General features: G+C 58.6%; 19 protein-coding genes and 3 pseudogenes. 11 read left to right on the top strand and 11 right to left on the bottom strand.

Annotated features, from left to right (window positions below):
* The first annotated feature begins 114 nt into the window (after positions 1 to 114).
* A complete protein-coding gene (locus tag ACZZ0K_RS11225) occupies positions 115 to 1,743 on the top strand; it encodes a methyl-accepting chemotaxis protein (RefSeq protein ID WP_258708115.1) in 1,629 nt (542 codons plus the stop codon).
* Positions 1,744 to 1,817: 74 nt separating this feature from the next.
* Here the strand turns inward: ACZZ0K_RS11225 and ACZZ0K_RS11220 are convergent, their stop codons facing one another.
* Complete coding sequence (locus ACZZ0K_RS11220) at positions 1,818 to 2,357, bottom strand: hypothetical protein (RefSeq protein ID WP_095179878.1); 540 nt, start codon at positions 2,355 to 2,357, stop codon at positions 1,818 to 1,820.
* A 324-nt stretch (positions 2,358 to 2,681) separates the two neighbouring features.
* On the opposite strand from ACZZ0K_RS11220, the gene ACZZ0K_RS11215 reads away from it, so the two are divergent.
* Positions 2,682 to 3,638, top strand: a complete 957-nt coding sequence (locus tag ACZZ0K_RS11215; RefSeq protein ID WP_095179880.1) for a fimbrial protein — start codon at positions 2,682 to 2,684, stop codon at positions 3,636 to 3,638.
* On the opposite strand, the gene ACZZ0K_RS11210 is transcribed toward ACZZ0K_RS11215, so the two are convergent.
* The 3 genes from ACZZ0K_RS11210 to ACZZ0K_RS11200 form a co-directional block, all read right to left on the bottom strand.
* Entirely contained in the window at positions 3,633 to 3,992 is a 360-nt protein-coding gene (locus tag ACZZ0K_RS11210) for a response regulator (protein ID WP_016774585.1), read from the bottom strand. The genes ACZZ0K_RS11215 and ACZZ0K_RS11210 overlap by 6 nt on opposite strands.
* Before the next feature lie 23 nt (positions 3,993 to 4,015).
* Entirely contained in the window at positions 4,016 to 5,455 is a 1,440-nt protein-coding gene (locus ACZZ0K_RS11205) for an ATPase domain-containing protein (protein WP_041478782.1), read from the bottom strand.
* A gap of 125 nt (positions 5,456 to 5,580) precedes the next feature.
* A complete protein-coding gene (locus ACZZ0K_RS11200) occupies positions 5,581 to 6,516 on the bottom strand; it encodes a universal stress protein (protein WP_150742044.1) in 936 nt (311 codons plus the stop codon).
* Positions 6,517 to 6,771: 255 nt separating this feature from the next.
* On the opposite strand from ACZZ0K_RS11200, the gene ACZZ0K_RS11195 reads away from it, so the two are divergent.
* The 4 genes from ACZZ0K_RS11195 (at position 6,772) to ACZZ0K_RS11180 (ending at position 10,417) form a co-directional block, all read left to right on the top strand.
* Positions 6,772 to 7,845 (top strand): NAD(P)-dependent alcohol dehydrogenase, encoded by a 1,074-nt coding sequence (locus ACZZ0K_RS11195; RefSeq protein ID WP_041478745.1) that lies wholly within the window; start codon positions 6,772 to 6,774, stop codon positions 7,843 to 7,845.
* A gap of 35 nt (positions 7,846 to 7,880) precedes the next feature.
* Positions 7,881 to 8,105: a hypothetical protein gene (locus ACZZ0K_RS11190; RefSeq protein ID WP_252880043.1), complete on the top strand. Its 225-nt coding sequence runs from the start codon at positions 7,881 to 7,883 to the stop codon at positions 8,103 to 8,105.
* Positions 8,106 to 8,151: 46 nt separating this feature from the next.
* Positions 8,152 to 9,393 carry an MgtC/SapB family protein gene (locus ACZZ0K_RS11185; protein WP_258708116.1) on the top strand — a complete coding sequence of 414 codons (1,242 nt, stop codon included), beginning with the start codon at positions 8,152 to 8,154 and terminating at the stop codon, positions 9,391 to 9,393.
* A 100-nt stretch (positions 9,394 to 9,493) separates the two neighbouring features.
* The gene (locus ACZZ0K_RS11180; RefSeq protein WP_252883741.1) at positions 9,494 to 10,417 is read left to right on the top strand and encodes a universal stress protein; all 924 of its coding nucleotides are present in this window, start codon (positions 9,494 to 9,496) and stop codon (positions 10,415 to 10,417) included.
* Between the two features lie 53 nt (positions 10,418 to 10,470).
* Here the strand turns inward: ACZZ0K_RS11180 and ACZZ0K_RS11175 are convergent, their stop codons facing one another.
* Positions 10,471 to 11,034: a GNAT family N-acetyltransferase gene (locus ACZZ0K_RS11175; RefSeq protein ID WP_041478749.1), complete on the bottom strand. Its 564-nt coding sequence runs from the start codon at positions 11,032 to 11,034 to the stop codon at positions 10,471 to 10,473.
* Between the two features lie 224 nt (positions 11,035 to 11,258).
* On the opposite strand from ACZZ0K_RS11175, the gene ACZZ0K_RS11170 reads away from it, so the two are divergent.
* On the top strand, positions 11,259 to 12,170 hold the full coding sequence (locus ACZZ0K_RS11170) for a universal stress protein (protein WP_150635443.1): 912 nt from the start codon (positions 11,259 to 11,261) through the stop codon (positions 12,168 to 12,170).
* 41 nt (positions 12,171 to 12,211) lie between these two features.
* On the opposite strand, the gene ACZZ0K_RS11165 is transcribed toward ACZZ0K_RS11170, so the two are convergent.
* The 4 genes and pseudogenes from ACZZ0K_RS11165 to fnr form a co-directional block, all read right to left on the bottom strand.
* Positions 12,212 to 13,117, bottom strand: coding sequence for an amino acid ABC transporter substrate-binding protein (locus ACZZ0K_RS11165; protein WP_258708118.1), 906 nt, complete (start codon positions 13,115 to 13,117; stop codon positions 12,212 to 12,214).
* A 49-nt stretch (positions 13,118 to 13,166) separates the two neighbouring features.
* Positions 13,167 to 14,506: pseudogene (gene potE, locus ACZZ0K_RS11160) on the bottom strand (putrescine-ornithine antiporter).
* A 223-nt stretch (positions 14,507 to 14,729) separates the two neighbouring features.
* Positions 14,730 to 15,919 (bottom strand): annotated as a pseudogene (locus ACZZ0K_RS11155) (cation:proton antiporter).
* A 70-nt stretch (positions 15,920 to 15,989) separates the two neighbouring features.
* Positions 15,990 to 16,730: a fumarate/nitrate reduction transcriptional regulator Fnr gene (gene fnr / locus ACZZ0K_RS11150; protein WP_258708121.1), complete on the bottom strand. Its 741-nt coding sequence runs from the start codon at positions 16,728 to 16,730 to the stop codon at positions 15,990 to 15,992.
* A 241-nt stretch (positions 16,731 to 16,971) separates the two neighbouring features.
* Here fnr and ACZZ0K_RS11145 point away from each other — a divergent pair, with 241 nt between their 5' ends.
* Positions 16,972 to 19,341, top strand: coding sequence for a phosphoketolase family protein (locus ACZZ0K_RS11145; RefSeq protein ID WP_463559102.1), 2,370 nt, complete (start codon positions 16,972 to 16,974; stop codon positions 19,339 to 19,341).
* A 112-nt stretch (positions 19,342 to 19,453) separates the two neighbouring features.
* On the opposite strand, the gene ACZZ0K_RS11140 is transcribed toward ACZZ0K_RS11145, so the two are convergent.
* Entirely contained in the window at positions 19,454 to 20,101 is a 648-nt protein-coding gene (locus ACZZ0K_RS11140; RefSeq protein ID WP_463559101.1) for a BON domain-containing protein, read from the bottom strand.
* A gap of 225 nt (positions 20,102 to 20,326) precedes the next feature.
* On the opposite strand from ACZZ0K_RS11140, the gene ACZZ0K_RS11135 reads away from it, so the two are divergent.
* The 3 genes and pseudogenes from ACZZ0K_RS11135 (at position 20,327) to ACZZ0K_RS11125 (ending at position 23,022) form a co-directional block, all read left to right on the top strand.
* Entirely contained in the window at positions 20,327 to 20,566 is a 240-nt protein-coding gene (locus tag ACZZ0K_RS11135) for an Lpp/OprI family alanine-zipper lipoprotein (RefSeq protein ID WP_252880047.1), read from the top strand.
* Between the two features lie 73 nt (positions 20,567 to 20,639).
* Entirely contained in the window at positions 20,640 to 21,560 is a 921-nt protein-coding gene (locus tag ACZZ0K_RS11130; RefSeq protein ID WP_258708123.1) for a universal stress protein, read from the top strand.
* Between the two features lie 89 nt (positions 21,561 to 21,649).
* Positions 21,650 to 23,022, top strand: a pseudogene (locus ACZZ0K_RS11125) (MBL fold metallo-hydrolase RNA specificity domain-containing protein).
* Here ACZZ0K_RS11125 and ACZZ0K_RS11120 read toward each other — a convergent pair.
* Positions 23,016 to 23,228: a hypothetical protein gene (locus tag ACZZ0K_RS11120; protein WP_252883749.1), complete on the bottom strand. Its 213-nt coding sequence runs from the start codon at positions 23,226 to 23,228 to the stop codon at positions 23,016 to 23,018. The pseudogene ACZZ0K_RS11125 and the gene ACZZ0K_RS11120 sit on opposite strands and share 7 nt — an antisense overlap.
* Positions 23,229 to 23,441: the final 213 nt, after the last annotated feature.

The following is a 23,441-nucleotide window of genomic DNA, read 5'->3' as shown; positions in this document are numbered from 1 at the left end:
CTACCGCACCTTCCCGCGTTGATCCAGGTATGCGCCGAGGCGCTATACCGCAGCGCCGCTCTGCTGCCCACTCGTTTACCCCATTGTCTTGAATACACTCTAAGGTAAGGCATCATGCTGCTTCGTAAACTCAATCTCGCGCCGCGTTCGGCGCTGTGTTTCGGCTTGTTCTGTCTCATGATTATCGCGATCGGATTGATCGCCCTGCAGCAAGTCGACTTGCTCAACAAGGCAGAAACGTACGTCGAGACGACGATCGTGCCGAGTATCAAGCTGCTCGGCCAACTCGATCGAGAGTTCGTCGAAATCAAGGGCAACAACGCTCGTTTGCGCAATCCCATTGAAACGAGTGAGCGCAAAGCGCAGGCCCTGATTGACATCCAGCAGTCGCGTCAGATGATCAAAAATCATCAGCGTGCGCTCATTGACCTGCTGGCGACTGACGCCGGGCGCGAGGCGTTCGAGGAGTTTGCCAAAGCACAGAAGGTCAACGATCAGGCGCAGGACCAATACCTTGAAACAGTGGCGAACGGGCAGCTTGAAGCGGCCATTGCGCTGTCCAGGAATCAGATGCGTGCGGCGTCGGATGGCGTACAGGTCGCGCTCAAAAAGTTGATTGCTCTCAACGAGATAGAAGCTTATGAGGCGGGCAAGCAGGCCGACAATGTCTATGAGCACACGCTGTTGATCGTCAGTGTGTTCATTCTCATCGCGATCGGTGCTTCGTTGGCCCTGGCCGTGTTGTATACCCGCAGTCTGACCGTGCCGATTGCAGGCTCGCTGAGGGTAGCGGAATGCATCGCCGCCAATGATCTGAGCGAAACCATTGCGCTGGATGGCTCTGATGAGGCGGCGCAAATGCTGTCGTCATTGGCGGCGATGCAAACCAGCCTGCGAGATGCCCTGATCATGATCCGTGATTCGTCCACGCAGTTGGCCGAGACCTCGGAGGTCATGCACGGCGTCACTGAAGATATCTCGCGTATCACTCAACGTCAGAGCCATGAAATCGAAATGGCCGCCACCGCCGTCACTGAAATGAGTGCAGCGGTGGAGCAGGTTGCAGACAACGCCGCATCGACCTCGCAGCTGACGTCGGAATCAAGTGCGGCAGCCGTCGCCGGTCGAAGCCAGGTTAGCGACACGGTAGCCGCAATCAATCTGATGGTGTCCAGCGTGCACAGCACCTCGGCTGAGGTGCAGGCGCTATCGACCATGGCGAGCGATATCAGCAGCGTGCTGGACGTTATCCGAGAGGTTGCCGAACAAACCAATCTGCTTGCCTTGAACGCAGCGATCGAAGCAGCGCGGGCGGGGGAGGCGGGTCGCGGTTTTGCCGTGGTTGCCGATGAGGTGAGAGGGCTGGCGCAGCGTACTCAGAAGTCGACCGAGGACATCGAGTCCATGGTCAGCTCCATTCAGTCGGGCACCAGCCGCGCAGTTTCCTCCATGAGCCACACCCGCGCTCAGGCCGAGAGAACGCTCGAAATGGCCAATATCGCCGGCGAAGTGCTGACCGACATCACTGGCTCGCTGAATCTCATCAACGAGCGAAACCTGCTGATGGCAACCGCTGCCGAGGAGCAGGCTCAGGTTGCGCGGGAAGTCGACCGCAGCCTGATCAGCATTCGTGACCTGTCATGTGAAACCGCAGAGGGGTCGAAACAGACGGCAGTTGCATCGGCGGAGCTGTCGCAACTGGCGGCATCGCTGAATAAATTGACCAAGGAATTCAAGCTTTAAGACGTTAACGGGAAGCCCTGATTGCCAGGGCTTTTTTGATCCGCGATCAAGCGCAGCGCGCAACGAGTGCTGACTCAACTCTGTGTTGGCGATTCGGTGTGTGCCGTCAGTTGTTCAATGCAGGTGGCGAGTTGTTTTTCATAGCTTTCAAGCACGGCTTCGGCTTCAGCTTCGCGCTCATCACGCAGACGAAAGAAGTCGTCGCGACTGAGTTGGTCCGCTACGAGTCGGATATTTTGCTCGATGATCGCGCAGAGTGAGTCTTCATCCTCTAACGCCGCGCTGGTTTGTGCTGCGCGTTGAGTGTTTTCGAGTTCGGTCTTTGCCGCCTCGGCGGCCTTCGCCTGTTCCTTCGCGGTAAGCAGGTCGGTTTCCAGGGCCTGCTTTTGTTCCGCCAGACGCTTGAGTTCAGCGGTCATTGACTGGATGGTATCGGAGCGCTGCTTGAGCTGGATCTCCTGCTGTTGCACCACGGCCTTCAGTGGAAAGAGATTGTTGAGCTCATAACCGGCGACGACAGTCATGGCGATCAGCGCCAGTGCCAGAATCGTCAGGCAGTAGAGGGCGGCGTTGCTGTGGGGTTTTGCGCTATTGAGGGTATCGAGGGCTCTCACGGAATCTGTTCTCCTATCAAGAACAGTCAGGGTACTGGCCGAGTTCCACTGTGCCTTTAAGACGAGTCTTAAATTGGCTTTAGTTATTTGCGCTGAGTAAGTGTGATGCTAAATAGCGTGTCTGTTTGTAGATTTTTCAGGTCTGACTGGCTGGTTATAAATCTATGAGAATTGTCTTGTTATTGAATAAATAAATTTTTGCTCAAGTGTTCTTTTTTTATTATCTTCTCGTTCCGGTCGTGGTGATTTTGCTGCCAATTAAATAGGTGTGGCTACGTCAGCCATTCAGTTGTTTACACGCTAGGTAGAGTCAGAGAGAGTGTTATGAAGTTGTGCCGTGTATTAATTGTCGGGCTCTTGTATATGCTGTCGTCAAACGCAATGGCGGCGGTATGCGAATTTTATCCGGACAATTCCATGGGCAATATGCGGGTTATACTGCCGGCCACTCTCTCGGTACCACGTGACGCGCCGAATGGCACGGTTATCTATGAAAGTCCGATCGTGACGCTGGGTTCCATTCCCAGTTCGTTCAGGTGCTCTGCAGTGCACAATGAAGGTGTGCGCAATAATGTCGGCGTTACTCAGCCGGGCGTGGAGATTTTTCCTATTGGGAATACCGGAATCGGCTGGCAATGGGTCCGACCGCCATCGGGGAAAGCGTGGAAGGGCTTTCCAGGAACTACCGACACTGCTGGCGGTTGGGGTTGGAATGGTTCGGAGCACATCTTGCGTTTTGTAAAGACGGGCACTATTTCCGGCAGTGCGACGATACCTTCAGGCCAACTGGGGACATTTGTCGCTGCTGAAATCGAGCCTTTGGCAATGAATACCAGCGGCACGCGGGTGGTCTCACAGTCTTGCGAAACACCCGATGTGAAAGTTGATATGGGCAGCTATAACTTGAGCGATTTCCCCGAGAACGGCGCATCTGCCAAGGAGCAATACTTTTCTCTCAATATGAAAAACTGTCCCACAGGAATTAACAACTTCCGGTTTTCCTTCTCACCCACTGCGGGCAGCCCTGTGTGGGACGCTGGTACTGGCATGGTAAATCTGAACAGTAATTCCACTGCCAAAGGTCTGGCATTGCAGATGCGCTTCAGTGACAAGTCGACACTCAAGCTGAATCAGAACTACATAATGAAAGCGCCCACATCGCAAGGCGGCAATGCATATGTTTCCTTGCAAGCCCGCTTCGTGCGCATCGAGCCTTCCAATGCGCAAATGCGAGCGGGCGATGCCAATGCCGAAATTGCCTTTGTCGTCGAGTATCTATGAGCCCAACAGCCTCTTTACCTCAGCCACAATCACCGCAATATCAAACGGCTTGGGCACCACCACATCAAACAGATCCGAACGCTGCATGCCGATGTGCGCTTGCGCGCCACTCATGAGAATGATCGGCAAGTGTTTGACGGACGGCTGGGCACGTACGGCTTCGGCGAATTCGAGGCCGTCCATGACCGGCATCATGAAGTCAGTGATGACCAAGGCTGGACGTTCTCTTTCCAGCACTTCGAGAGCCTTCTTGCCATTGCTCGCGGTCACAGTCATGAAGCCCTCATCCTCAAGCGCAAAGCCAAGAATGTCAGCAATCAGATACTCGTCGTCGACTACCAGGATGGTGGTCATGTTATTTCAACCCGCTTGCAGACTTACGAAATTGAACCAGGCAATGACTCAGCTGTGACTGAAGGTTCATTTTTCAAAGCCTTTTCCAGGAACACATCTTGATCACGGATAACCACCTCGAACCGCGACGGGTTGTAGGAGCTATCACGTATCTTGAGAATGGAAAGCGTCCTGTGAAGTTCAGCGTGATTCTCAAAGAAACGCATGAGCATCAGGTTGTCGACAATACTGGACAGGTCGGAGTTCGGTGCGCTGACCTCGGAGCCGAACAAATCGCGCATTTCCCATGAGGCGAACACCGTAACGCCTCTGGATCGCAGCTCATTCATCAGCGCGCTGAAAAAGTCGGTGATGCGTTCCGGTGTGGTTGAAACCCGAGTCATGCCGCTGAGGCTATCGATGAACAGGCGCTTGATGCCTTTTTCATCGACCAGGCTCAGCAGGCGTGCGCCGAGGCCGTCCAGCAAGCCTTCGGTAGTTGGCTGCCAGGCAATGCTCAGCGCACCGCTGTGTTCCATGTGTTCGATATCAATGCCCAGCGAACGGCCTTTCAGCCGCAGCCGCTGCGGGCTTTCATAGAAGCCGAAGTGCAGGCCCGGCGCTTCGGCCGTCGACTGTGCGATGAACTTCAGACCCAGCGTGGTCTTGCCGATCCCGGAAGGCCCCATGACCAGCGTCACGCTGGAGCTGTGCAAGCCACCACCGAGGATGTCATCCAGTGAAGCAATGCCGCTTGGGATGCGCGTCATGTCCGCGCTGTCAGGGGCGGAAGGGCGCTTGTACAGGCTTTCGAGGCGCGGGTAGACGACCAGGCCGTTATCGGTGATCTCGCACTCGTGAAGACCGGTCAACGCGCCGCTGCCGCGAGTCTTGCGCAAATGAATGCGCCGTACGGAACGGGTACCGAACAGCTCTTCGCCCATTTCGATGACGCCGTCGACCATCGTGTGCTCGGGGCTGCCGTCGTCCAGGCGCGAGCTGGTCAGGAACAGCACGGTGCAACCGGCAAATGCGGCATGGCCTTGCAGTTCAGAGATGAATTTTTTCGTATCGATCGGCGAGTCGGCTTTGGAACGTGCGTTGAGCAGGCCGTCGACGACCATGACGGTCGCCTTCTGCCGGGTGATTTCGCGCCGAAGCAGCTTCACTACCTCATCGAGGCCTTCGTTTTCCAGCGTATCGAAGGCGCTGACAAACTGAATTTCGGCGCCGACTCGCGAGGCGTCGAAGAAACTCATGGTCGACAGAAACTGGAACAGACGGTCGTGGGACTCGGCCAGCAACGTGGCGACCAGCACACGGCCGCCGTTTCGGGCGTGGTGAAATCCGAGCTGATTGGCAAGGATGGTCTTGCCGGAGCCCGGACGCCCTTGAATGATGTACGAGGCGCCCGCGACAAAGCCCCCCTGAAGCAGCGCGTCGAGCCCTTCGATCCCGCTTTGAAGGCGTTTTAGCTTTTCCACAATGCAACCCTGATCTGAATAAACAGGCTTGTTCAGCCGAATGAGTGAAATGCTAACGCCATTTCCAGTCCGGGGCCATTGCGGTTGCGGAAAAAAGCAGTCGGGCTACTGATGACCTTTGCCATTCAAGCTGTTCCGGGCGCCAGCGTTTCGGGCGCTACCACCCAAACGCTGCACGGCATTTTGTACAGCAGATGCTCAACGGTGCTGCCGACCAGTCTGCCGATTCCCCGACGAGCTACGCGACCCATCACGATCACATCGACCTCGTAAGCATCCGCATAGCTCGATAGCACTTTGGCGGGATCGCCCAGGATCATGTGCTGGTTCTGCGCCGGGATATTGTTGCGTTGCGCCAAGGCCTGGAACGCTTCGCCCTGAGCGTCGAACAGCTTGCGCGCAGCACTGGAGGAGAAGAACGCCGACGCGTTGTCGAAACCGAATTCGGCGGCGCCTAGCGATGACAGGTCGTGGGCGTAGATGACGTCCAGTTCTGCCTGGCAGGTGCTCGCCAGCCTTGCCGCCTCGCGCAGGATCCGGTCATTGAGCCCCTCGTACTGGCCGTCACGGTGGAACGGGTCAACCGCTGCAACGATGCGGCGCGGTAAGGCATGCGGCGCGTGGCTGACAAAATGCAGCGGCACTGGGCATTCGCGCAACAGGTGGATGTCCAGCGGCGTGAACATCAGCCGCGACAGAAGTGATTCGTGCTCCAGAGCCTTTATAAGGGCGGCCATCGGCTGTTCCTTCAAATGGATAAGGATCTCCTTCAAAGGATTGTCCACCCAGACGACCTCGGTGGTGACGGTCACTCCGATCTTGCGCAGCGGCCGGGCCTGGTCTTCGAGCCATTGATGATGGCGTTCGACATAGCCCAGACGCATCTGCTCCAAGGCTTGCTCGTTGACCATTCCTGCGGTCGCCAGGCCCTCCAGATAATCAAACGCGACAATATGCAGTGCGGCATCCGACGCTTTGGCCAGTGCGGCGGCGCGGTCGAATGCGGGACTGTTTTTCATCAGCGGCGACACGACCAGCATGAAACGCGATTGCTCAGACATGACAGAACTCCCGAGGTAGTCACCCAAGCATTGCGCTGCATGCCTGGAGTGAGTAGTGGCGCATGCGCTTATCCTGGAGTTAGCCAGCAGGCCGGGGTTGATATTTATCAACCAGACATCAGCGCGTGGTCGTGAGCGGATGTACGGTCGAGCAAGACCACTGATCCTCGGATAGTTGACCATTATCAACTACGACCCTGTCGCCGCGGCTCAAGCTCTGCTCTGCACTCACCTGTCGGCGGAGGGAAAGTCATCATGGCCACCATGAAAGCGGCAATATTCATTGAAAAAAACCGCATCGTGCTCGATGACAAGCCGATTCCCGAGGTCGGGCCGCTGGATGCGTTGATCCGCGTGACCACCACCACCATTTGCGGCACCGACGTACATATCCTGCGCGGCGAATACCCTGTGGCAAGAGGACTGATCATCGGCCACGAACCGGTCGGCATCATTGAGCGATTGGGCTCGCAAGTACGCGGTTTTATCGAAGGGCAGCGAGTGATCGCCGGTGCCATCACCCCCAGCGGGCACAGTTACGCGTGCCTGTGTGGCTGCGGCTCGCAGGACGGCCCGGACACCCGGCACGGCTTCAAGGCCATTGGCGGCTGGAAGTTTGGCAACACGATCGACGGTTGCCAGGCCGAGTACGTATTGGTGCCGGATGCACAGGCCAACCTGTGCCCGATCCCCGATGAGTTGAGCGATGAACAGGTGCTGATGTGCCCGGACATCATGTCCACCGGGTTCTCGGGGGCCGAGCGGGGCGAGATCGCCATCGGCGACGCTGTCGCAGTATTTGCATTGGGTCCCATCGGCCTCTGCGCCGTGGCCGGAGCGCGCCTGAAGGGCGCCACCACGATCATCGGTGTCGACGCGGTGCCCGAACGCATGGCCATGGCGCGCCAGCTGGGCGCGACCCATACCGTCAATTTCAAGGACGGCAATGTGGTGGAGCAGATCATGGCGTTGACCGATGGCCGTGGCGTGGATGTGTCCATCGAAGCGCTGGGCACCCAAGGCACGTTCGAGTCGGCATTGCGGGTGCTGCGCCCGGGTGGGCGCTTGTCCAGCCTCGGGGTGTATTCCAGCGATCTGCACATCCCGCTCGGCGCGTTTGCCGCCGGACTGGGCGATTACAGCATCGTTTCCACCCTGTGCCCCGGCGGCAAGGAGCGCATGCGGCGCCTGATGGCGGTGGTGCAGAGCGGCGCCGTCGATCTGTCACCGCTGGTGACTCACCGTTTCAGACTGGACGACATCGAGCAGGCGTATGAGTTGTTCGCTCATCAACGCGACGGGGTCATGAAAGTCGCAATCACTCCTTGAAAGCACCTTGGCGTGCCGCTGAAACCGGGGTTTCCATGAACATCAAGATCACTGAAAAACACGCTCCCCATGGCTGGGTCGTGCACATGGATGACTGGGATGTGGGCTTCAGGAGCCTTAAGGCTGCGCAGGAATTTGTCGAGGTGCTTGAGGCCCGTATCAACGCCCCTCACGAGTGGCCGAATGCGTTTGCCCAGCCGTTGCCAGCGCGGCCGGCAACGGCGCGCCGAATGGCCGTGAGCGTTGAATGCTCGCCGTAAGCCGAATGCAGAGCAGGGTCGCAGACCCTGTGGGACGCTACCCATCATGAATGAGGTTTTTGATCTGTCCGGCGCCGCTGCGGCGTTGGGGATCGGCATGCTCATCGGTCTTGAGCGTGAACGGCACAAGGGCACCGGCGATGCGCGACACTGCGCCGGTTTGCGCACGTTCGCCATTACCGCGCTGTTGGGGTATGTCGCGCTACAGGTCGGCGGTGGCCTGCTGCTGGGGATTGTCGCCGGCTGTGTCACGTTGCTGACCAGCGTTGCGTACTGGCGTAGTCAAAGCGACGACCCTGGGCTGACCAGCGAGGTGGCGTTGATCGCGGTGCTGATCCTGGGCGCGTTGTGCGCAACCGCGCCGGCGCTGGCCATTGCCCTTGGCGTAGTGATTGCGGGCCTTTTGGCGTATCGCCAGACGCTGCATCACTTTGCCAACAGCCAGTTGTCCGACGCGGAAATGCGTGATGGCCTGATCTTGCTGATCGCAGCGCTGGTAATACTGCCATTGGCACCGGACCGATATATCGGCCCGTACGCCGCGATCAATCTGCGCACCATTTGTACCGTGACGGTGTTGCTGATGCTGGTCGGCGCGTTCGGCCACATTGCCGTGCGCGCTTTGGGCTCGCGCTATGGCTACGTCATCAGCGCGATTGCATCCGGCTTCGCCTCCAGTACCGTGACGATCGCGACCATGGGCCAACGCCTTGCCCATGAGCCGGGCAACATCCGCATCCTCAGCGCCGCTGCGATTTTCTCCAATCTGGCAACGGTGATACAGGTCGGACTGATCCTCATGATGGTTGATCCGAATCTGCTGAACAGTGTATGGACGCCACTGCTTTTCGGCTTGATCGCTACGTTGTTGTACGGCGCCTGCCTGATGTTTCCCGACCCCACGCGAGGGAGCCGCAGCAAACCGGTCGACACGGCAGGGGCGTTCAATCTGAAACTCGCGGTCATCGTGACACTGACTCTTACCGGCATCACATTCGTCTCCTCGGCCATGCTCAGCCACTTTGGTCAGGCGGGTCTGTGGCTTACCGCAATGCTTTCGGGCTTTGCCGATGCGCACTCTGCCACAGCGTCCATCGCCAGCCTGGCCAAGGCGGGCCAGGTGCCTTATGACTCGATAGTCGTGCCAGCGCTGATTGCCGTCAGCAGTAACTCGTTGAGCAAATGCGTGGTGGCGTGGGTCAGCGGCGGCAGGCGTTTCGCTGCCTGCGTGATCCCGGGCCAGGTATTGCTGACCTTGGCCATGTGGGCGGGCACTGTGCTGTTTTGAGCGCAATCGGTGCTCTTGCTGACAAAGATCAAGCTGCCAGTGGCCACAGCATTCACCCTGAAGACTGTTTCTCCTGGCTGGCCGCATGCCGAGGTATCCCATGTCACAGATTCCGCGTTTACTGTTGATCGCTCCCTGCGCCATGGAGCACACGCCTGCGTTCGAGCGCGCGGCTGCGCTGGCCCAGGCCATGCAGTTGCCGTTGCACATCGTGGCCTTCGACTACTTGCAGGCGCTGGCAGTGGCAGGGCTGTTTGCCCCCGAGCAGATCCGCCTCGCCCGCGATGGTTATCTGCGCACACACCGGCAGTGGCTCGCAGAGCAGGCTTCATTGCTGGCGAGGCATCAGATCATGGTCACCAGCGAGGTGATGTGGGTTCAGGATCCCTTCGCCGAGATCCTGCAGTTCATCAACGAGATGCCGTTGCTATTGATCATCAAGGATGTGCAGCACGAGTCCGTGCTGGAGCGTATTTTCTACACCCCGCTGGACTGGCAACTGTTACGCGATTGCCCGGTGCCGGTGCATTTGGTGACCGACGACACTCATCCGCGCCCACGCCGTGTGCTGGCCATCGTCGATGTCTTGCGCAGCGAAGAGCAGGACTGCCTGTTCAACGATCAAATCATCGATGCCGCCACCCAACTGGCCGCGCAGTGCGATGCCAGTCTTGATGTGGTGCATGTTTACGACTGGACGGCGGCTTACGCCACGGACATGGGGTTCGGCGCACTGCCATTGGCCACCGGGATCCATGAAACGCTGGGCACTGCGCAGCATGAGGCATTTACGGCCCTGGCCGAGCGCCACGGCGTGCCGGCCTCATGCCGGCACTTCATCGAGGGCGCGCCGGTGCGCAGTATCTGCGAGTTCGCCATCAACAAGCAGATCGACGTCATTGTCATGGGCACAGTGCAGCACCACGGCTTGAGCAAGTTGTTAGGCAGCACCGCCGAACAGCTGCTGCATCGGGCACCTTGCAGTGTGCTGGCGATCAAGCCGCAACCCACACTGCAATCCTGAAACACGATCGCCCCGAGGTGAATCGTTGGCCGACTCACCTCGGGGCGATTCATTTACAGGTCAAGACGATGAATGACCTGGCGTGCGTCGTCCGGATCATTGTGGGTCTCGAAGCCCAGGCTTTTGGCCAGATCGCGCATCGCCGCGTTACTGGCGGCATCGACCGAGTACATCTGGCGAAATCCGTTGTGGCGGGCTGCCTTGATCAAGTGTTCCATCAGCAACGTGCCCAAGCCCAAGTGCTGCCATTCATCGGCGACCGTCACCGCGCACTCGCATTGATGTCCGCCTGTGCCGGCATAGCGGCTGATGCCGATTTCGATCAACTTGCCGTTCTCGTGAACCAGTGCAATGAAGGCGGTGCGCTGTTTGTTATCGGTGTCCATCAACTGGTCGAGCAGAGCGGTGCCGGGTTCGCCGATCTGGGCGAGAAAACGCATGTGCCTGGATTCGGGGGACAGGCGCTTGATGAAGTCGTATTCGCGCAGGCGATCCTTCTCCGTGAGCGGCCGGATCAATACATGGCGACCGTCCTTGAGCGCCTCAATCCAGTATTGACCGGAAACCGCCGCGTAAGCGGCCACGGCCTGATCGTTGTGGTCTTTGACGGTGAGCATGGTCATTCTCCATCCGGTTCGAAAGGCTGGCGGGCGGTTGGAAAACCGTCCGCTTGCCTCCCTTCTACGCGGTTGCCCACGGCGACATCTGATCTACATCAGACAGCTGCCATGCGCCTCGTTGATTGACCCGGGTTTGATGTAAATCAACGCCCGGCCAGGGCGAGCGGGCGCAGTCTTGAAGCCTGCCGGCCCACCGCGCCGGTGCCGAGCGGAGGTGTGTGATGGGCCAATATGAACGTCTGTTGCTGGTCGCTGACCAGACGCTGCATCAATCGGCGGCGATGCTGCGTGCCATCGCACTGGCCAAGGCGAGCGGGGCGGCGCTGGATGTGAGGGCCTTCGTCGAGCCGGTGCCGATCACCCATCTGTGGGAGGAAAAAATCGATGACGTGGATGCTCAGCGCTATCAGCGGCGCTACCGTCGCTGGGTGGCCGATGAGCTCGAGCAGCTCAGCAACCAGGGGCTGGACGGCACCGTTGATGTGGTCTTCTCCAGCCATCCGCTGCTGGACATCCTCAAGACCGTCCATGTGCTCAAACCCGACCTGTTGATCAAGGATGTGCGACTGGAACCGGCGCTCAAGCGCGTGTTCATCACGCCGCTCGATTGTCACCTGCTGCGTGAGTGTCCGATCCCCGTGCATCTGGTCAATCAGATTCGCTATGCGTTGCCGCATCGTGTCGTCGCGGCCGTTGACCCGTTTGATCCAGATACCCAAATCAATGGCTTGAACGACGTCATCATACGATCGGCGAACGCTTTGGCGTTGCAATGCGACGTGCCGTTGCACCTGCTCTGCGCCTACGATTTGTCCGCCGCTTTCAACGGCGATGCACCAATGATCAACGGTGGCTGGAACGAAGATCTGGCGAACGAGCTGCGTCAGACACTGCATCAGGCTTTTGTCGCCCTTGCCGATCGTCACGGTGTGCCACCTGAGCGTCGACACTTCGTCATGGGCCATCCAGTGCAGGTCATCAATGAGTTCGTCGAGCAGTACCTGGCCGACGTGGTGGTGATGGGCACGGTTCATCGCGTGGGCATCGAACGCGTGATCGGCAGCACCACCGAGCGGGCATTGTATTCGGTGCCGGGGAGCATTCTGGCGGTGAGGAAAGAGCCTGTGCGGTGAGCATGATCGCAGCGTAGCGAGCCAGCCTGTTCGCTGGCCCGCTAGGGGATTGCATAGATCTTGAACAGCTTCCTGGCCGCATCGCCGGCGCCGCCCAGATGTTTGTCGAATGCCTGTTCAATTTCGCCGGATCGGTACATTTCACTCAGCGCCGTGTCGACCAGCAGACGGAAATCCTCATCCTCTCGATCCACTGCCATCGCCGTCGGTGCGTACTCGAAAATCCGCTCCACCAGCACCAGGTTGCCCGATGGATAATTTCTGGTCAGCAGATGCTTGAGCAGCATGCGTTCAGCGAAAAACGCATCGGCTTTGCCATTGGCAACCAGATTCAGACCGGCTTCTGCGTTCTCTACGGTGACCAGCGTGGCGACCACACCCAGCAATCGCATCTGCTGTTGTATCCACGTTTCGGTGACCCCGCCGGCGATGGCGGCATACGTCTGATTGGCCAGACCACGGTTCACCGTGGCTCGCCACGTTGGCCCGGTATGGGCCACTTTGCCATTCAGCACATTGAGCAAGGTTTCGGAAGCATCCTGGCGCACCACGGCCGAGAGCCCGGCGGTGTAAATCGGCACCGAGTAGCTGACGACCCTGCGCCGCGCCAGCGTGGGTGGGGTCGGCGTACAAAGAATGTCGATCTTGCCGGAACTGACAGCGCTCATCTCGTCGTTGAGCGAGACCGGTTGGTAATTGATTTTCAACGCCGGCACATTCAGATCGATCCTGACCTTCTCGGCTATTTTCAGGCAGAGATCGATGGCATAGCCGCTGGCTTTATCGGCGGCCTGATCACTGAAAGGCATGAAGTCAGGCACGTAGCCAAGGGTGATCGCTTGACTGGCACGGATGCGCTCCAGCGTATTGCCATGGGTCACTACCGGTAGCAGCGCAAGGACGCAGACGAGCAGCAGGTGGTGGGCTCTGGTCAGTTTCACGTTCATGCGCGCGGTTCCTCGAATTCAGATTTCTGTGCTGTACCGAAGACTTCGATCAAGGGGTATCAGGCCGGGGGCCGACAGGCGCAGGGGCAGCGACAAAACGTTTGGCGAGGAAACCGTAAAGCAGGTAGCCGAACACCAGGACCAGGATGCCGCCGAATACCGCGTCCTTGCCGCAGGCATACAGCGCATACAACGAATAGGCCACGGCAACCACTAACAGCAGGGTATTGCGCGTGTATACGGCGGCGCTGACTCTGGCTTTGTACATCATGACCAGCAGCCCGGTGGCTGCCGTAACGTAGGGAATCAGGTTGGTCACCGCCGCGAGGCTGACGAGTTTTCCAAACTGCGCGCTTGCGTTCGGCGAAATGGTCGACAGCGCCATCAAGGTCTGCAGTACGCCGCAGACCAGCATCCCGACGATGGGGGCGTTGCGTGCGCTGACCTTGCAGAACAGTTTTGGAAACATCCCCTGATCAGCGGTCACCTTGGCCGTTTGCGCCAACGTGAACTGCCAGCCCAGCAGCGAGCCAACACAGGCCATTACCGCGAGCGCCATGATGATGTTGCCGACCAGGGGATTGAACATGTGTGCATAAACGAGCGCGAAAGGAGCAGATGAGTTGGCCAGTTCGGCGTTGGGAATAATGCCCTGAATGACCGTCGTCGATAGCACATAGACCACCGCTGCGCCCAATGTCCCGAACAGACAGGCCAGCGGTACGGTGCGCTTGGGGTTTTCCACCGCATCTGAGGCCTGGGCTGCCGACTCCATGCCGAGAAACGCCCAGAGCGTGAGGGGAATCGCTTTGCTGATGGCCTCGGATATCGGCAGTTGATTCGGGTTCCAGGCGGCGATGATCAGGTCGGGCTTGAACCAGAACCAACCGATGATGCTCAAGCCCGCTACAGGAATGATCACCCCCCACACCGTAACCGCACCAATCCTGCCGGTGATGCCTGGGCCGCCGAAATTCGCCACGGTGGTCAGCCAGAGCAGGCCGACTGTCCCAACGAATAAAGGAATGGCGCCGCTTCCCAGCCAGGGCATGAACGATGTCATGTATCCCACCGCAGAGATCGCCACCGCCACGTTGGCAATGGCCAGCGACAGGAAGTACAGGTAAGAGCACAGAAAAAGCCTGACTTTGCATGCGCCTCTTCGGTGTAGGCGGATAGCCCGCCAGAGCGCAGGCAGAAGATGCCGCACTGGGAAAAGCAATACGCGATGGCCATCGAGCCGACAGCGGTGACGATCCATGACAGCAATGAAACGGCCCCGAGTTGGGCCATGCTCGTCGGCAACATGATGATGCCTGAGCCCATCATGTTCACCGTCACCAGTGTGGTGAGCCCCATGAGGCTCATTTTCTTGCTTGAGTCGGCCATCGGAGTTCCCTCGATTTGCGCAACGCATCACCGCTCAGCCATCGAACGCACTGGGAGACAGGCTCAGACCGCCGACGAAAATGGCGACGGGCTATCTGAGCAACTGCCGGAAAAGGCTCATGCGCCTGCCCATTCCTTGCGCTGTGAGGGGTGTTCGGGCAGACGCTTGATCACGTCCCGTCACAACCCTAGTCGCGGCAGACGGTGGCATTTCTGACAATTATCAATTAATCCGATTTGCCAGCCGTGCCACCCATGGATTGGCACTCAAGCCATGGAGCAGCACGCTGAGTAAAACGGTACAGGCCGCCACGGCTACCAACGTCCGACCGGTTTGCAGAGGGTAGTCCAAAATCATTATGGCGAAGACGATGCTGGCCAAACCTCGCGGGCCGAACCAGCCGATGAACAGGCGGGTTTCGAAATCGAAGCCGGTTCCCGTCAGGCTGACAAGTACCGGCACGATGCGAATCACGGTCAGACTGAGCAACGCATACAGCCAGATATCGACAGTGAAACTGCTCCAGACCGAGGGGATCACCAGTGCGCCGAACACGACCCAGGTGATGATCGACAGCAGGCTGGCGAACTCTTCACTGGCCTTGAGCAGGTCATGTTTTTGTTCAGCAAACAGATAGCTGGCGAGCAGCCCGCCGACGAATGCGGCGATAAACCCGCTACCACCCAGTGTTTGGGCGGTGGCAAAGCAAAGCACCGCCAATCCGGGCAGCGTCAGCTGCGACCACATCGGTGTCTGCCAGTGATGTTTTCCAGAGTAGCGCTGCATCAGCCAGGCCATGAAAGTCAGGGTGCCGCCGATGAGCGCGCCGATACCAAGCTCCTCGAAAAACAGCTCTATCGCCAGCGAGAGGGGGACTGCGTGTGCTCTTCGATCAACAAGGCCAGGAACATCAACAACACCGGAACACAAATGCCGTCGTTGAGCCCGCTTTCCACGTTCAATCCCTCGCGCACGGGCGCCGCAACCTTGGGATTGCTCACGACAGCCTTGCCCAGCGCTGCGTCTGTGGGGGCCAGAAGGATTGCCAGTAATGCCAACTCGATCAAGGGCGCCTGCGGGAACAGCCAGATGCCCAGCAGCCAGCCACTCAGCATGGTCAGCGGCAGACCGATCAACAGCAAGCGCAGCGGTAATCCTTCGTGCGCCTTGAGCACCTTGAGATCGGCATTGGCTGCATCACTGAACAGGACGATCGCCAATGTCAGTTCTGCAAGAATCCTGAGCCCATGACTATCGATCCGGGGTTGCAGAATACCCAGAAACGCCGGGCCGAGAATCAGCCCCGCCAGCATGAACATCAGTGGTCCATTGAGCAGACGTGACTCGAAGCGCCCGGCAAATATGCTGTAGGTCAGAAGGAAAGCGGCAAGCAGGGCGAGGTTCTGATACATGACCGCTTGCCTGTTCTGATGGCTGCCACAGCAATGGCATTACGGGCCTTCTCAGGCGGCATGGACGGGCTCAATGACTCTGGCGGTTGCAGCCCGACACCATCTGCTTGAGGCCGTCCATGTTGCGGATTTTTACGTCGCGTGCGGTGATTTCCACCAAACCCTGATCGCGCAAGTGGGCAATGCCGCGGCAAATGGTTTCCAGACGCAGCCCAAGGTAGGAGCCGATTTCTTCGCGGCGCATTTTCAGCACGAACTCTTTCGAGGAATAGCCACGGGAGCTGAGGCGTTGTGAAAGGTTGAGCAGGAAAGCCGCGAGGCGCTCATCGGAGTTCATATTGCCCATGAGCATCAACATGCTGTGATCGCGCACGATTTCCCGGCTCAGCAACTTGTTGAGGTTGTGCTGCAGGGAGGGAAGGCTTTGCGCGAGTTTTTCCAGCTGTGCGAAGTGGATCGGACAGACCTCGCTGTCCTCCAGCGCATACGCAGTACACGCGTGTTGATCGATACTGATGGCGTCGAGCCCGAGCATTTCGCCGGGAATATGAAAACCGGTCACTTGCTCGCGGCCGTCGACGGAGACCACGCTGGTCTTGAACGAGCCTATTCGCACGGCGTACAGCGAGCGTAGCGGGTCCCCCGTCCGGTAGAGAGCAGCGCCTTTCTTCACCTTGTATCGCTGCACGATCAGTGTGTCGAGCCGCTCGACCTCCGGGCCAGTCAGACCGAGCGGCAGGCATAGCTCGACCACACTGCAGTTGGAACAGGCAGTTTTGAGAATCGGCGGGGAAGAAAGAGCTTCAAGCATGGGAAGGGCACCTCTGGGGGTGTCATAAGCATAGATGTCGTGGCGGCGCACATGCTTTTCATTCGGCCTTCCCGCGTGATAACGGACGGACGGAGTACCCGGATTGCCGAGAGATGGGCAACTTCGGCTCTATTGAGCTCCAAGGACGGTGTTCAAATCTGATGTAAGTCAAGTCTTTCGCATTTGCAGGCTCCCAGAATCGGCGGATGACAACATTCATCAGACTTTCGCGGAGCGTGTCATGGGTGATTATCTCGATGCTGAGCAACTGCAAGGGCTGGACGCTTATTGGCGGGCCTCGAACTACCTCGCCGTGGGACAGATCTACCTGAAAGACAACCCGCTGTTGCGCAAGCCATTGACGCTGGACCATATCAAGCCGCGATTGCTGGGCCATTGGGGGACCACGCCGGGGCTGAATCTGATCTATACCCATCTCAATCGGGTGATCAAGCACTACGATCTGAACGTGTTGTTCGTCGCCGGACCCGGGCAACGCGGGCCTGCGGTGGTGGCACAAACCTGGCTGGAAGGGACTTACACCGAGTGCTACCCCGCGGTGGAGCGCAATATCAACGGCCTGCAACGCCTGTTTCGGCAGTTTTCCTGGCCGTACGGGATCTCCAGCCATGTGTCGGCGCAGGTGCCGGGGTCGATCCACGAAGGTGGCGAATTGGGGTATAGCCTGGCCCATGCCTACGGGGCGGCATTCGATAATCCAGATCTGATCGTGGCCTGCGTGATTGGTGACGGCGAGGCCGAGACCGGCACACTGGCCGCCAGCTGGCATTCCAACAAGTTTCTCGATCCAGCGCGTGACGGCGCGGTACTGCCGATCCTGCATCTGAACGGCTACAAGATCGCCAATCCGACCATTCTGTCCTGCATCAGCGAGGATGAACTGTCGGCCTTGATGTATGGCTATGGCTACGATCCTTACTTTGTCGAAGGCGACGATCCGCAGCGGGTGCATCAAGACCTGGCCCGTACCCTGGACACCATCATCGGCAAGATCCGCGACATCCAGTATCAGGCGCGTCAGGCTTCGGCCCCTGTTGAACGGCCGTTATGGCCAATGCTCATATTGCGCACCCCCAAAGGCTGGACCGGCCCCAAATTTGTCGACGGTCATCGCGTCGAGGGTACATGGCGCGCCCACCAAGTGCCCTTGGCGGATTTCCGCAACGCGCTGCACGTGCGGCAGTTGGAGGACTGGATGCACAGCTACCGTCCAGCCGAACTGTTTGACGACAGCGGCGTCTTGCTCCCGGAACTGGCCGCGCTGGCTCCCACCGGCCGGCGCCGCATGAGTGCCAACCCCCACGGCAATGGCGGCCTGCTGTTGCAGCCGCTCGATCTGCCACGCTTTACCGGTCATGGCGTGAATCTGCCGGCGCCGGGTGCCTTGCGCGCCGAAGCAACCCGAGTGCTCGGTACGTACTTGCGCGACGTAATGAAGGGCAACCTGCAGTCGGGCAACTTTCGCTTGTTCGGCCCTGACGAAACCGCCTCCAACCGACTTGACGCGGTGTACGAGGTCACCGCCAAGGCCTGGATGGAGCCTTTGCAAGAGGAGGATATCAACCTGGCCCCTGGCGGCCGAGTGATGGAGATTCTCAGTGAGCAAGTGTGTGAGGGTTGGCTTGAGGGCTATCTGTTGACCGGGCGCCATGGCTTGCTGTCGTGCTATGAGGCCTTTATCCATATTGTCGATTCCATGGTCAGTCAGCATGCCAAATGGCTGAAGACGGCCGCCGAGGTACCTTGGCGCGAACCCATTGCATCGTTGAATTTTCTGCTCACATCACACGTCTGGCGCCAGGATCACAACGGTTTTTCTCATCAGGATCCGGGCTTTATCGATCTGCTGGCGAACAAGAAGTCCGCCATCGTGCGCATTTACCTGCCGCCGGATGCCAACTGTTTGCTGTCCGTGGTTGACCACTGCCTGAACAGCCGTAACTACATCAATGTCGTTGTCGCTGGCAAACAACCGGAATGGCAATGGCTGGACATCGATGCGGCGGTGCGTCATTGCCATGCCGGGGTTGGCCGTTGGGAATGGGCCAGCCACGACGATGAGCAACCTGACGTGGTCATGGCCTGCGCCGGCGACGTGCCGACCCTGGAAACCCTGGCGGCCGTGACGCTGTTGCGCAGCCATGTCCCGGACTTGCGGGTGAGAGTGGTCAATGTGGTGGATCTGATGGTGCTGCAGCCTGGATTGCAACACCCGCACGGCCTGTCTGACAGCGCGTTCGATGAACTGTTTACCATCGACCGGCCGGTGATCTTCGCCTTCCACGGATATCCGGCGTTGATTCATCGACTGCTGTACAAACGCACCAATCACGACAATTTTCATGTGCGTGGCTTCATGGAGGAGGGCGCCACCACCACCCCGTTCGACATGGCGGTCATCAATAACCTGGACCGCTACCAATTGGCACTGGATGTGATCGAGCGCGTTCCCAGGTTCCATGAGCTGGTGGAGACCGCTAGGGCGCGTTATTGGTCAATGATGGAAAAACACAAGCTGTACCTCATCGAGCATGGCGAAGATCTGCCCGAAGTGCGGAACTGGCAGTGGACACCCGCCGTTGTCCACTGAGTGATGACTTGCTCTTCCAGCATGTCTGCATTTCGCGGAACAAAATCACGACGGTGGTCGTGATTCTCCAGTGCCAGGCGGGGATGAAAGCCGGAGCAAATCAAAGCTTCAGTCACGCCAGCAACAAATGATCTTCCACTTTCGTCACGCCAGGAACCGACCACGCCGCCCGTTCTGCAATCGGGCGCTCTCGCCACAGATGAACGCGGCCTTCGAGCGTTACGACATCGCCGTCGACTTTGACCCGAATCTTGTGCGCGTGTAATTCGGCGTTGCGTTTGAGCGCCGCCTCGATACGCTCCTGAATATCGAAGACGTCAACCCGAGGGCGCAGCACCAGACGATTGTTCACGCCAGTGACTCCCGACAGCTTGCGGACCGAACGTTCCACGGTTTCCTTCTGGTATTGCCAGTCCACTTCACCTTCCAGCGTGACGCGCCCGTGTTGCACAGTAATTTTCAGATCGCCTTCGGGAACGTCAGAGCTCCACTGGATGATTCTCAAGGCACGTTCGGCGATGGTGTCGTCCGCGGTTCCTCCGTTGTTCTTGAGTTTGACCTCGATTTCCTGTGCCAGCGCGCGCACACCCTTGACGCTTTTTACTACCCGCTCTGCACTGACTTTCTGTGCAAGGGTATTGACGTGTCCGGAGAGGGTGACCACACCGTTGTCCACGCTGACACCAATGTTGGCGGCATTGATGTCTGGCTGGAATTCGAGTTCCTCCAGGATGGTTTTACGCAAGTCCAAATCGCTCATGACGGCGTTCTCTCTTTTGGGTGACGGTCCACGCCGGCGAATGCCGCGCACTGTTTTTTCTACGCCTGAATGGCGTAGATACATTGCGATAGATCAACTGCTTCCGTTTGCTCAACCCTTTGTTCAATGCCGTCATTGGTTGACAAATATCAGAGTGGGCAGCGGGCAGCGCCTGATACTCGGATCATCGATTCAGCAACGCTGCGATCAACCAAGGGGAAAACCATGAACACGCGTTTGTCCATCATCCTGCTGAGTATCCTGTTGGCTACAACCTCCGGTTGCAGCCACCACCATCGCCATGCCCAGGAGATGGATGCGCGACTTGAGTCTGCCGAAGACAACGCGGCAACGGCGCGTTTGCGGGCTGACGAAGCGATGTTGAAAGCCGAACAGGCGCAGCGTGCTGCCGATGAAGCCAATGAGCGCGCCAGGCAAATGGTCGAAAAGGCAACAGGCAAGTAGTCGGCGATCTATCAAACCGGACACGGACGTCGAGCTGGCCCCCGGCCGGCAAGCATTGCCAGGAAAACACGTGATGTTCAGGCTCAAACGAATTCTGTTGATCGCACCTGCCGAAATGACCCGCACCCCGGCGTTTGATCGCGCCCAGGCACTTGCTCGGGCCAGTGGCGCGTTGCTGCACATCGTGGCGTTCGATCATGTCCAGTCCCTGGCGTTGGCCGGTCTGTTCGACCACGACGCCATGGCGCAAGCGCGTGAAGGCTATTTGCAGATGCATCGCCAGTGGCTGGAGCAGCAGGCCCGGTTTCAACGTGGCGCCGGCGTGCAAGTCAGCACCGAAGTGGTCTGGGCCAAGGCCACGCCGGCGCATGTACTTGAGTACATCAATGACTTTCATGTCGATCTGGTGATCAAGGATGCTCACCATGTTTCAGCGCTCAATCAAACGTTTCATCCGCCATTGGACTGGCTATTGGTACGAGATTGTCCCGCCTGCGTGCATCTGGTCACCGAGGCCGCACATCCGAAACCCTTGAAGATACTGGCGGCCATTGACCTGTCGCATCTCGAGGATCTGACCCAAGGCCTCAACGACCGGATACTCGGCGTTGCATCGACATTGGCGTCGAAATGCGATGCATCGTTGCACTTGTTGAACGTCGCCAATTGGTCAGTGGTGGGTGATGCGGCGATGAGTGTGCCGAACTTGAGTCTGGATCACAGTTTGCGCGATGCGATCAACGACACTCAGCAGGAAGCCTTCGATACGCTGGCCGAGCGCTATGGTCTCGATGAACAGCATAGCCACTTGCTCTCGGGTGTCCCGTACCGGGTGATCGAAGACTTCGCCCGGCAGAACGCGTTCGACCTGCTGGTGCTCGGCATCTGTCACCATCAAGCGCTGGACGGCTTCATCGGCGGCACGGCCGAATGCCTGATGAACCGGGCTCCGTGCAGTTTGATGATGGTGAAAACGATGCCTTCTCCCGTGTGACGGGTCATAGCAGCAGTTGATAAAAATCAACTGCCCCGGACCCGAAAGAGCGATCAATAGCGCTTACACGATGGTTCGAGGAGACGGCCATGCAAATGACATTTTTGGGCGCTGCCGGCACGGTCACCGGCAGCAAATACCTGCTGGAGCATCATGGCCGGCATGTCCTGATCGATTGCGGCCTGTTCCAGGGTTACAAGCAATTGCGCCTGCATAACCGCGACCCGTTCCAGATTCCCGTGAGCGACCTTGATGCGGTCGTACTGACTCATGCCCACCTCGATCACAGCGGATACCTGCCGGTGCTGGTGCGCAATGGCTATTGCGGCCCGGTGTATGCAACCGCGGCAACCTGTGAACTGGTAAAAATCCTGCTGCTCGACAGCGGCCGTCTGCAGGAAGAGGAGGCGGCATTTGCCAACAAGCACGGCTTCTCCAAACACTCGCCAGCGTTACCCCTGTACACCGAGCAGGACGCCATGCGGGCGCTGGCACTGCTGCACCCGATCGAATTGCATCACCGCATCGACATTATTCCGGGGTTGAGCATCCTGCTGCGCGGCGCGGGGCATATTCTGGGCGCGGCCACCGTTGAAGTCGTCGCCGATGGCATCACGCTGGTCTGTTCGGGTGACCTCGGGCGGCCGAATGATCCACTGATGTACGCCCCGGAAACCATTGAGCAGGCCGACTATTTGCTGGTGGAGTCGACCTACGGTGATCGTCGACATCCACAAGACGCTCCAGAGAAGCAAATGGCTGAGGTGATCAATCGTACGGCGCTGCGCCATGGCATCACCCTCGTACCTTCGTTCGCGGTTGGACGCGCACAATTGCTGATGTATCACCTCTACCGCCTCAAGCAGCAGCGGGCGATCCCGGACTTGCCCGTTTACCTCAACAGCCCCATGGCCACTGACGTTACACACCTGTATCAGCGCTTTCGCGGTGAGCATCGCTTGTCACCGCAGGAATGCGACGGCATGTGCCGGGGCACGCAATTCGTGCGCTCGACCCGGGAATCCATCGATCTGGATCAGCAACGCACCCCGGCCGTGATTATTGCTGCCAGCGGCATGGCCACCGGCGGGCGAGTGCTGCATCACCTCAAAGCGCTGGCGCCCAATCCCTTGAACTCACTCCTGATGCCAGGATTCCAGGCCGGTGGCACGCGCGGTGCGCAAATAGTCGCTGGTGCGGAATCGGTGCGGATCCATGGCCAGGACATACCGATTCGCGCCGAAGTCGTGGCGATGCAGACCCTGTCTGCGCACGCCGATGCCGATGAAATCATCCAGTGGCTGCGCGGCTTCAAACGGCCCCCAGACATACTTATGTCGTGCACGGCGAACCCAATGCCTCAGATGTCCTGCGCCGACGCATCAGCCTGGAGCTGGGATGGTCAGTGTCGGTGCCGGAGTATCGCGATTGTGTCGAGCTAGGCCCAGGCACCGCTCAGTGACTGCGCCCGCCCTGCGCATACTGCCATTGCTGCCAGGCTTGCCGATACTTCTCATCGGCGCGTTTCCTGGCTTCGGTGAACTTGTGCATGGTCTCTGTGGAAAATGGCTCTTCAAGGACGGCATAGGCCTGTTCGCTGAGTCGATCCGCTTCGTGAAACAGAGCGCAACTGTCTCCGCTTGAGTCGCGGACGCAGGCAGTTGTCATGGTTGGATCATTGATGACCATATTGTGAACCTCGCAAAGCAAAATCAGAGGGTGGGTTGTGGAAGTATCACCCTGTGGCCGCATCTGTAACTTTCACGCGTTCGATCAGCTTGTGACTGTCCCTTACCCGAGATGCGGGCGCAGCCGAGTCATGACTCTATTTCGAACCCGTTCTTCCTCGCACTGATTGATCCAGATCAAGGTCGCTTGCGA

The sequence above is a fragment of the Pseudomonas sp. AC255 genome (genome assembly GCF_979258175.1).
Note: the sequence above shows the minus strand (reverse complement) of the source record. Positions and strands in the feature narration are given on the sequence as shown.